The sequence below is a fragment of the Ferruginibacter sp. genome (assembly GCF_028288465.1).
In the GTDB taxonomy this organism is placed as follows: domain Bacteria; phylum Bacteroidota; class Bacteroidia; order Chitinophagales; family Chitinophagaceae; genus Ferruginibacter.
In genome coordinates this window covers 23,986-32,154 of record NZ_JAQBNR010000040.1, presented here as the reverse complement: position 1 = coordinate 32,154, position 8,169 = coordinate 23,986, and the positions used below count along the sequence as shown (strand labels likewise).

Sequence of the window (8,169 nt, the reverse complement as noted above, 5' to 3'; positions counted from 1 at the left end):
TTTTTGTGTTGGGTATACTCCTGGAATGCGTCCAGGTAGCGGGAGGCGAAAACTACATCCAGTCTTTCCATTCTGTCATTGTCGTCAAAGTAGCCCGCTTTAATTTTATCATATACAGCAATGGTTACTTTTTTGTACAAAGCTGCAAAATAGCCGGCTCTGTTATTTTCAGCTGCTGCCTTAGCAACAATATTTGTAAGCTGGTCAATTACTTCAGCAATGGTAGTGACAGGCATTTTTTTTATGTTGAAATTAGAATTTTTTTGTTGATAATTGTGTCAGCTAATTCATCGTGAAGCGGGCTGGTGTGACCGGGTTTATCCTGGACCACTCATCCCGTTTCTGCCTGAACGTCCATCATTCCAATTTGATAATTCTGTATACTAAAAGGGCCTCACAAAGAGGCCCTTTTAGTATTTGGTCATTTTTAGATTATACCTGCTGTTTTACTGCTGAAATATCAATGGGCAATAAATAAACATCCAGGTAAGGCGATTCGCATTCAAAACTGCGCATGGCGTAAATTACATTCACCACCAGATTGTATTTAATTTCTACATAAAAATCATTCACCTGGTACAAAACGTACCGGGATGATTTTCCTAAACGTTCTCCAACTTTTTGACCTTCTACCCAAAAAGTTTCGATTTGCTCTAACTCATCTAGCTGATTAAATTCAAACATGGTCATAAGAATAAATTTAATAAAGTGATTAATTAATTACAATCCGGACGACTCAAAAATAAATAAATATTTATTTCGAAGATGCGGGAGTAGTAAAAAAATAGCTTGCAAAAGTACTTTTATACACAGATCGCTTTTACATAGCAGCAACCTGTGTTATACCGGGCTTTGCTGTAGCCTCGTTATTTTTAAACTGCAATGAATTACCACCCTCGGGGGTGAAGAAAGCGGGAATATCAATGAGATAATAATAGTGGCACGGTTTTACATAATATAGCAATACCGATATTGTAATAAACAGATGGCCTGAATAAATCTCTAATCACTCATTCATCCGCAAGCCCTTTATTATTACAATAAATTTATAGACAATATCAACAATCCTCTTACTACGTGCATACAACACTAAAAGCCAAAATTAAAAAGCCGCACCGGATTTCCACACATAATATTGGTGTTGCAAGTATTGATGACCTGCATCGCCTCGCTTTTGAAAACTCATCCCAGGCAAACATCATTACCAATTTGGGGAATGGATTGATTGTATCAGCTAATAACGCGGCGTGTAACTTATTGGGCTATCCGAACGACGAATTGCTAACTAAAAAAGGTTCGGCAATTTTCGACACGTCACAACAAAGCTTTAAAGCAATGCTGCATCAACGAATGCCTTCGGGACATTCTGTGGCACAGATGCCTGTCTTTAAAAATGGAGGGACTACTTTTTTTGCTGAAATAACTGCTGCCATTTTTAAAGACCATGATGGAGTTAAAAAAGCGGTCATTACCATTGCTGATTTAAGCGAAAGCATATCGAAGCAAAAAGTGATTGATAAAAAAAATAAAAAAGTAGTAGATAATGATATTGTAATTGCCCAGGCAAAATCAGATTCCAGGCTGGCAGCGAATAATGAGTGGAGAAAGTACATTGCAAAGGCATCGTACGACATCATGTGGGACTGGAATATCGGTACGGGTTCTATTTATGTTGGCGACAGCATCGAAGAAATTTTTGGTTATAAAGTAAAAAACAATACCATACACTTTAAAGATTTTGTTCGCTGTCTTATTGCAGAAGAAAAAGATACTGTTCAAAAAAAATTGCTGAAAAAAATTGCAACTGTTAATAAAACATGGAAAGATACTTTCAGGTTTAAGTGTGGAAATGGTACAATTGCCAATACAACCAGCAGGGCCAGTATTGTAAGAGATAAAGATGGAAATGCTATCAGGTTGATAGGTGCCACCCAGGACGTGAGCAGACTTCAGCAACTGGAACAAATGATGCGGGGAATTTTACAGGATCCTGCACAAACTGACACAAATAATAAGCACGATAGCAATGGCGTAAACAGCGATAGTGACAATACCGTTGCCAGCAGATTTCCACATAATTTATCTGTGCATACTACCGGGGTGAACGCTCCGCTTTCAATTAATGGGGCCGCCCTGAAAACGAGGCCTGAACTGAATAGTGCCATGTATAACAAAAGCCAGTTAATTAATATAATAAAAGAACTTATTATTGAACTGGTGCATCATTATGAAGAACAGTTAACAACCAACTTATCTGATTATCTCAGTGCAAAACTTGACTATGATTATACTTATCTCTCCAACCTCTTTTCAGAAGAAGAAGATATCAGCATTCAGCAATTCATGATTTCCCAAAAAATAGAACGGGTAAAAAAATTACTTCTTAATGAAGGTTTAAGCCTTACGGAGATTGCCTGGAAACTTCATTACAGCAGCGTAGCTCATCTGTCTAACCAGTTTAAAAAAGTTACGGGCTACACACCATCATACTTTAAAAAAACGAAGGAGCAATAATTTGTTTATAGTAATCTGTAAATGATGTAACATTTTACGTGAAAGATGTAACAACGGCGCTTAAGCATTAACATAGTTTTGTGATGCGGTATACCTTAAAATTTCCAGGAAAACCTATGCCGCTTTTATCCAATCATGAAAAACTACTTTTCCCCTGCAAAAGGGCCCGTGCTGTTGCGCACCCATCAAAGCTATCCCAGGATTCTACAGTACAAATGGCAGGTGTTTCTTTTTTTAATTATTGTGGCTGCTGGCTGCAAAAAAGTGAATGAGTTACCCGGTATTATGGGCGTATGTCCCACAGTAATTTCAACCAATCCGGCAGATAAGGCTGCAGATATAGGCCTTGTAACAACGGTAACCGCAACATTCAATGTCAGTATGAATCCTGCTACCATTACTGCCACCAGCTTTACTGTAAGCCAGGGTACAACACCGGTGGCAGGTTTGGTAACTTATACAGGCACCACTGCAACTTTTACTCCGGCAGTTAAGTTAACTGCCACTACCGTGTATACCGGTACCATCACTACAGCAGCCAGGAGCCTTGCAGGCATTGCCACCAAGGATAATTATGTGTGGACGTTTACTACAGGTGCGCCCGATGTAACAGCACCAAGGGTAGTTGCTACCGACCCTGCCGATGTTGCAACAGGTGTAGTGCTGGATAAAATAATTACCGCCATTTTTAGTGAGCCTATGGATTCTTTATCAGTAACAACAAATTTTACCATAGTCAATACCTCTCTTGGAGGAACACCAATAAGCGGCAAAATAACCTTCCATGATTCCACCGCTGTTTTTTTGCCTGATGTTAAGCTGGCAACAAATACTACTTATACCGGTATCATCACTACGGGCGCAAAAGACCTTGCAGGTAATACATTGGCAAATAAATATGTGTGGAACTTTACTACAGGCCAGTCAATTATGCCACCTTCCTTTTTAGCAAGTGCTGCAGTATTCGGCGTGTTTGGAGGAAATGCCGGCGTAACCAACCAGGGTTTAAATACCGTCATCAACAATGGCAGTATCGGTACCACAGCCGCCTCAACTTTAATAACTGGTTTTCACGATGGAACCACAGGCGATATTTACACAGAGACACCGTTAAATGTAGGTGACGTAACCGGGCGGATCTACACTGCAGCTCCCATGCCGGGCACTGCAACTTCTTTTACCATTGCAACCAAAGGGTTAGCCGATGCAACGATAGCCTATAACAGCATTTCACCAGCGTCAAAACCAGGTGGTATTGATCCGGGTGCAGGCGAATTGGGCGGCTTAACATTAGCGCCCGGAGTATATAAATCTGCCAGCGGCACTTTTAAAATAACCAACGGCAATCTTACGCTGGATGCTAAAGGTGACCCGAATGCTGAATGGATTTTCCAGACTGCATCAGGGCTTACAGTGGGTGTTGCCGGACCATCAGGGGCACGCAGTGTGTTGCTGATAAATGGAGGTTTGGCTAAAAATGTATACTGGTATGTAGGCAGCGCAGCAACTATCAACGGAGCAGGTGGTGGCGTAATGACGGGTAACATCATTGCATCAGCCGGGGTTACTTTGTCTACTGCAGGCAATGCTGTTCAAACCATATTAAATGGCAGGGCACTTTCGCTGAATGCATCTGTAACAATGGTAAACACCACCATTAACGTACCTAACTAATCAACAGGCACTTCATTCAATGAAGGCATGTTATCCAATTCAAATGAAACTATAACAACCCATGTATAAAAGATATTTTATGTTACACTATACAAAACAAAAAATCACCTTACTGTTTTCTGTCCTGGTTCTGGCGGCAACAACAGCCCATGCACAAAAAGTACAACGCCTGCAACCGGTTTGGTGGTTTGGCGAATCCGGCGCAGCCAATTTTAATTTTTATCGCGGCACTACCCAGGTGTTGAATGATAACCTTACGGTTCCGGCGGCATTTCACAAAGGAAAGGGCGTGAGGCCATATGCTTCTTTACTGACTGAATACCGCCCAGGCAAAGTTTGGGGTGGCATGCTGAACATAGCATACGATAACCGGGGCGGTAAATTTAAAGATGTTATTGCTCCCTGTAATTGTATTGCAACTTTATCAACCAACACAAGTTATATTGCCATAGAACCAAGTCTGCGCATTGCACCCTTCGCCAACTCCTTTTATATATTTGGTGGTCCAACGGTAAGTTTTAATATAAACAAATCGTTTACTTACACGCAGGAGAAGCAAGCTGATTTAAGGAGCGAATGGAGTGGAATACACAAAACACTGTTGTCGGCGCAGGCAGGGGCAGGTATTGATATACCGCTGTCTTCAAAAACAAATACCACGCAAGTGATGCTTTCGCCATTTGTATCTTTTCTTACGGACTTTGGTCATGTTCCCCGTTCAACAGAATCGTGGTCAGTTTATACCATTCGTACGGGTGTAGCACTTAAATTTGGCATGGTCAAAAAAACAGCAACTAAAACACCGGTTGCCGAAACGCAGGCAGCTCCTGCAACAGTAACGGAAAAAGAAGTACAGTTTTCTGTTAGGGCGCCCAAGGTAGTGCCGCTTAACCGCCAGGTAAAAGAGACATTCCCGCTTCGCAACTCCGTATTTTTTGATCAGTCATCTGCAGCTATACCGGATCGTTATGTGCAATTAAATAAAACAACAGCGGTATCTTTTAAAGAAAACCAGTTACAGGAAAGCCAGCCTGAAAATTTAAATAACGGCCGTTCTGCAAGACAACTGGCAGTTTACCATAACATTTTAAATATCATCGGAGACCGTATGCGGGCCAATCCGGCAAGTACGATTGCATTAACAGGCGCATCGTATAAAAATCCATCAGAAGGTAAAATAATGGCTGAAAATATCAGGCAGTACCTGGTGACAGTATTTGGGATTGATGGAGCAAGAATAAGTACGGAAGGCAGAGATAAACCCGTTATTCCTTCAGAGCAACCGGGTGCTGTAAATGAACTTGCGTTGCTGCGGGAAGGAGACCGCAGGGTGGATATCACCAGCACTTCTCCTGAACTGCTGACGCAGGTTGGTGGAAGCACTGCCGGATTTTTAAAACCTGTGGAGATTACAACTGTTCAGTCAGATCCTTTGGACAGTCATGTACTCTTTAATGTAGCCGGGGCAAATGATGCATTTGACTCATGGTCGGTAGCAGTTAAAGATGACCAGGGTAATGTACAAAACTACGGACCTTATACCAGCGACCAGGCATCTATTGCAGGTAAAACTATTTTGGGCAACAACCCACAGGGCAATTATACTATTTCAATGACGGGCCACACCAAAACCGGGCGCACCGTTACAAAAGAAAGCTCGGTTAGTTTAATGAAAATGGATGATCCTAAACAGGAAGGCCTGCGTTACAGTATCCTCTTCGATTTTGACAAATCAAAATCCATTGCTACTTATGAAAAATTCCTGACCGACATTGTGTCTCCTTTGATAGCTGAAAATGGAACAGTTATCATACATGGCCATACCGATATTATCGGCGATGAAAAATACAACCGTTCGCTATCTCAAAACAGGGCAACGAATGCCCGCCAGATACTGGAGCGTGCATTATCCAACGCCGGAAAAAAAGGGGTGAAATTTGAATCCTTCGGCTTTGGTGAGGATGAATCGCTGGCACCTTTTGAAAATAGGCTTCCCGAAGAACGCTTTTACAACAGGGCTGTAATTATTGATATCATCCCTGCTAAATAAAATACAAAAAAATCTTTCAGGCATAGAACGCTGCATTTATTCTGCAGTCGTTCTATGCTTTAATTTTTACTTTCGGGGAAGAGTGTCTTCACACCAAAGCTTTCGATGTGAATTAACTTGCTGAAGAATCCGCCGCAAACCAAATACTACTGCGAATAAATTGATATACCCAGCCCTGACAGGCGGCGAGACCTGCAACTTATGCAGTGTGTGTCATTAAAATATTTTGTGCAAATACGCCGCCTTGGAAGTATTGAAAAGGAGACCCAGGTTGGAAGAAAGCGGGATATTTTACAACGTCCAGCCTACTTGCCGAAATACACAATTCATGTTGTTGGCGTGTGCCTTTGTGAAATATGCTTAATTGTTTTTTGATCCATTGTCAATCCAACAAATAATAGCAGCTTTATCACTTGCAGTCAAAACGCCGTACTTCGGCATAATACCATTTTGAACGGCCGTTTTAATTTGTGGGGATGCGTCTCTTGCAGTTAAATAATCAGACAAAGAGGGGAGATCAACCCCATCATGGCATCCGGACGCAGTACAATTTGCCACAAGTATAGATTTGACCCTGGCGGAGTAGCTAATTTGAGGGTCACAATTTGTATTGCTTTGTACTCGTTCGCTTTTCTTGCAACTGAATAGTAAAGTTATTATTATCTGGAAACTTAGTGCTTTCATTTTGTGAAGCTATACTTCTATAAAGAGTGGAATCCTAATGACTCGTTAAGTAATTTAAAAATAACAATAGATAAAAGCCAAAAACTTGCGCGGCTTTTCGGCATTGCCTGCAACGTCTTGCCGTACGCAATTAAAAATCGGGTAGTGTGTCAATCCATCAAAAAGTATAGTATTCGGGTAACCTGATTTCAAGACAAGTCGCTTCACTCCAAAACTTTCGATGTGAACTTGCTTTGTGAAGGACCTGCCGGAAATAAAACACTACAGCGAATAAACCGATCTACCCAGCCCTGCTAGGTGGCGAGTCCTGCATCTTATGCTGGTTGTTTGATTATAATATTTTGTGCAGAGACATCGCCTGGGAAGTTTTTGAATGGGAGACTTCGAGTGGAAGAAAAATTTTACTTCCAATAAATTTCAACATGCTTATTATTAAAATCGGGGTCTTCAAGATCTCCTTCATTTTTACACCACATTCCTTCCGGTAATGATTTCATTCTTATTTTTTGTCCGTCTGGAATTATTCCACCAAAACCCAGGTATTCGATAAAGCGACCAATTAAATCAGTCACCTGTTCCTCATATTTTTCCGGCACATTATGAATACTTAAATCCGGTCTGCCGAATTTTCTCAAGCCACGTGTGTGGTACCATTTCATTCCGTTTTCTTCAGAAAATAGAATCATGACATGATTTCTTGGTACGGAACCATTCGGATTAAATATCTTCTCTGCCCAATCTGTTTTTCCAAAAAATGTGAAGGCCTGTGGATCGTAGACTGAAACTCCTCCATTATCTAACAGATAAGTGATCACCCCGACAATATCCCGCAGATAATTTAAGCTGGAAGTATCTGCTATCTCGCCGCTGATTATAAAGCATTCTTTTGAACTGCTGATTTGATTGCTTAAACCGGTATTTTCTTTCTTAAAGTTCGTCCATACATAACCCTCTAAAAATGACTTCACAACTTCAGGATGCTTACCGGGGCTATATTTCATTAACTTTATTCCATTTGGAAGTCCGGCGCTCCGGTATTTTGACGTGGATATATTAACGTCAGCAGTAAAATTTCCATGAATAATGTAAAAAATGAAAGGGTTGTTTAAAGGCTTCTCAAAATATTTTCTGTCCCAATTCTTTAATGAATTCATATTTGTGTCCTTGATACATACCTGGCCAATTGCACTGCCAAACAGCAGTGTTGATGTTAAAACCGAAATTAATTTTTTCATTGGATTAGGTCA

At 40.9% G+C, this 8,169-nt stretch carries 6 protein-coding genes; 3 read left to right on the top strand and 3 right to left on the bottom strand.

Going from position 1 to position 8,169, the window contains the following annotated elements:
• Together JWR61_RS16130 and JWR61_RS16125 are read right to left on the bottom strand one after the other, a co-directional pair.
• The coding region (locus tag JWR61_RS16130) for a DUF5995 family protein (protein ID WP_301928780.1) at positions 1–236 on the bottom strand (236 nt) is incomplete at its 3' end.
• Positions 237–432: 196 nt separating this feature from the next.
• Complete coding sequence (locus JWR61_RS16125) at positions 433–690, bottom strand: hypothetical protein (protein ID WP_301928779.1); 258 nt, start codon at positions 688–690, stop codon at positions 433–435.
• Between the two features lie 387 nt (positions 691–1,077).
• Here JWR61_RS16125 and JWR61_RS16120 point away from each other — a divergent pair, with 387 nt between their 5' ends.
• The 3 genes from JWR61_RS16120 to JWR61_RS16110 all read left to right on the top strand — a co-directional run bounded on the left by JWR61_RS16120 (position 1,078) and on the right by JWR61_RS16110 (position 6,238).
• On the top strand, positions 1,078–2,514 hold the full coding sequence (locus JWR61_RS16120) for a PAS domain S-box protein (RefSeq protein WP_301928778.1): 1,437 nt from the start codon (positions 1,078–1,080) through the stop codon (positions 2,512–2,514).
• Positions 2,515–2,649: 135 nt separating this feature from the next.
• Positions 2,650–4,188: an ice-binding family protein gene (locus JWR61_RS16115; RefSeq protein ID WP_301928777.1), complete on the top strand. Its 1,539-nt coding sequence runs from the start codon at positions 2,650–2,652 to the stop codon at positions 4,186–4,188.
• Positions 4,189–4,267: 79 nt separating this feature from the next.
• On the top strand, positions 4,268–6,238 hold the full coding sequence (locus tag JWR61_RS16110; RefSeq protein WP_301928775.1) for an OmpA family protein: 1,971 nt from the start codon (positions 4,268–4,270) through the stop codon (positions 6,236–6,238).
• 1,085 nt (positions 6,239–7,323) lie between these two features.
• Here JWR61_RS16110 and JWR61_RS16105 read toward each other — a convergent pair.
• Positions 7,324–8,157: a hypothetical protein gene (locus tag JWR61_RS16105; RefSeq protein ID WP_301928774.1), complete on the bottom strand. Its 834-nt coding sequence runs from the start codon at positions 8,155–8,157 to the stop codon at positions 7,324–7,326.
• Between the last annotated feature and the right edge of the window lie 12 nt (positions 8,158–8,169).

Bases quoted from the DNA above. Each gene is read 5' to 3' on its own strand.
- JWR61_RS16125 (WP_301928779.1), bottom strand. From the start codon at position 690: ATGACCATGTTTGAATTTAATCAGCTAGATGAGTTAGAGCAAATCGAA.
- JWR61_RS16110 (WP_301928775.1), top strand. From the start codon at position 4,268: ATGTTACACTATACAAAACAAAAAATCACCTTACTGTTTTCTGTCCTG.
- JWR61_RS16115 (WP_301928777.1), top strand. From the start codon at position 2,650: ATGAAAAACTACTTTTCCCCTGCAAAAGGGCCCGTGCTGTTGCGCACC.
- JWR61_RS16105 (WP_301928774.1), bottom strand. From the start codon at position 8,157: ATGAAAAAATTAATTTCGGTTTTAACATCAACACTGCTGTTTGGCAGT.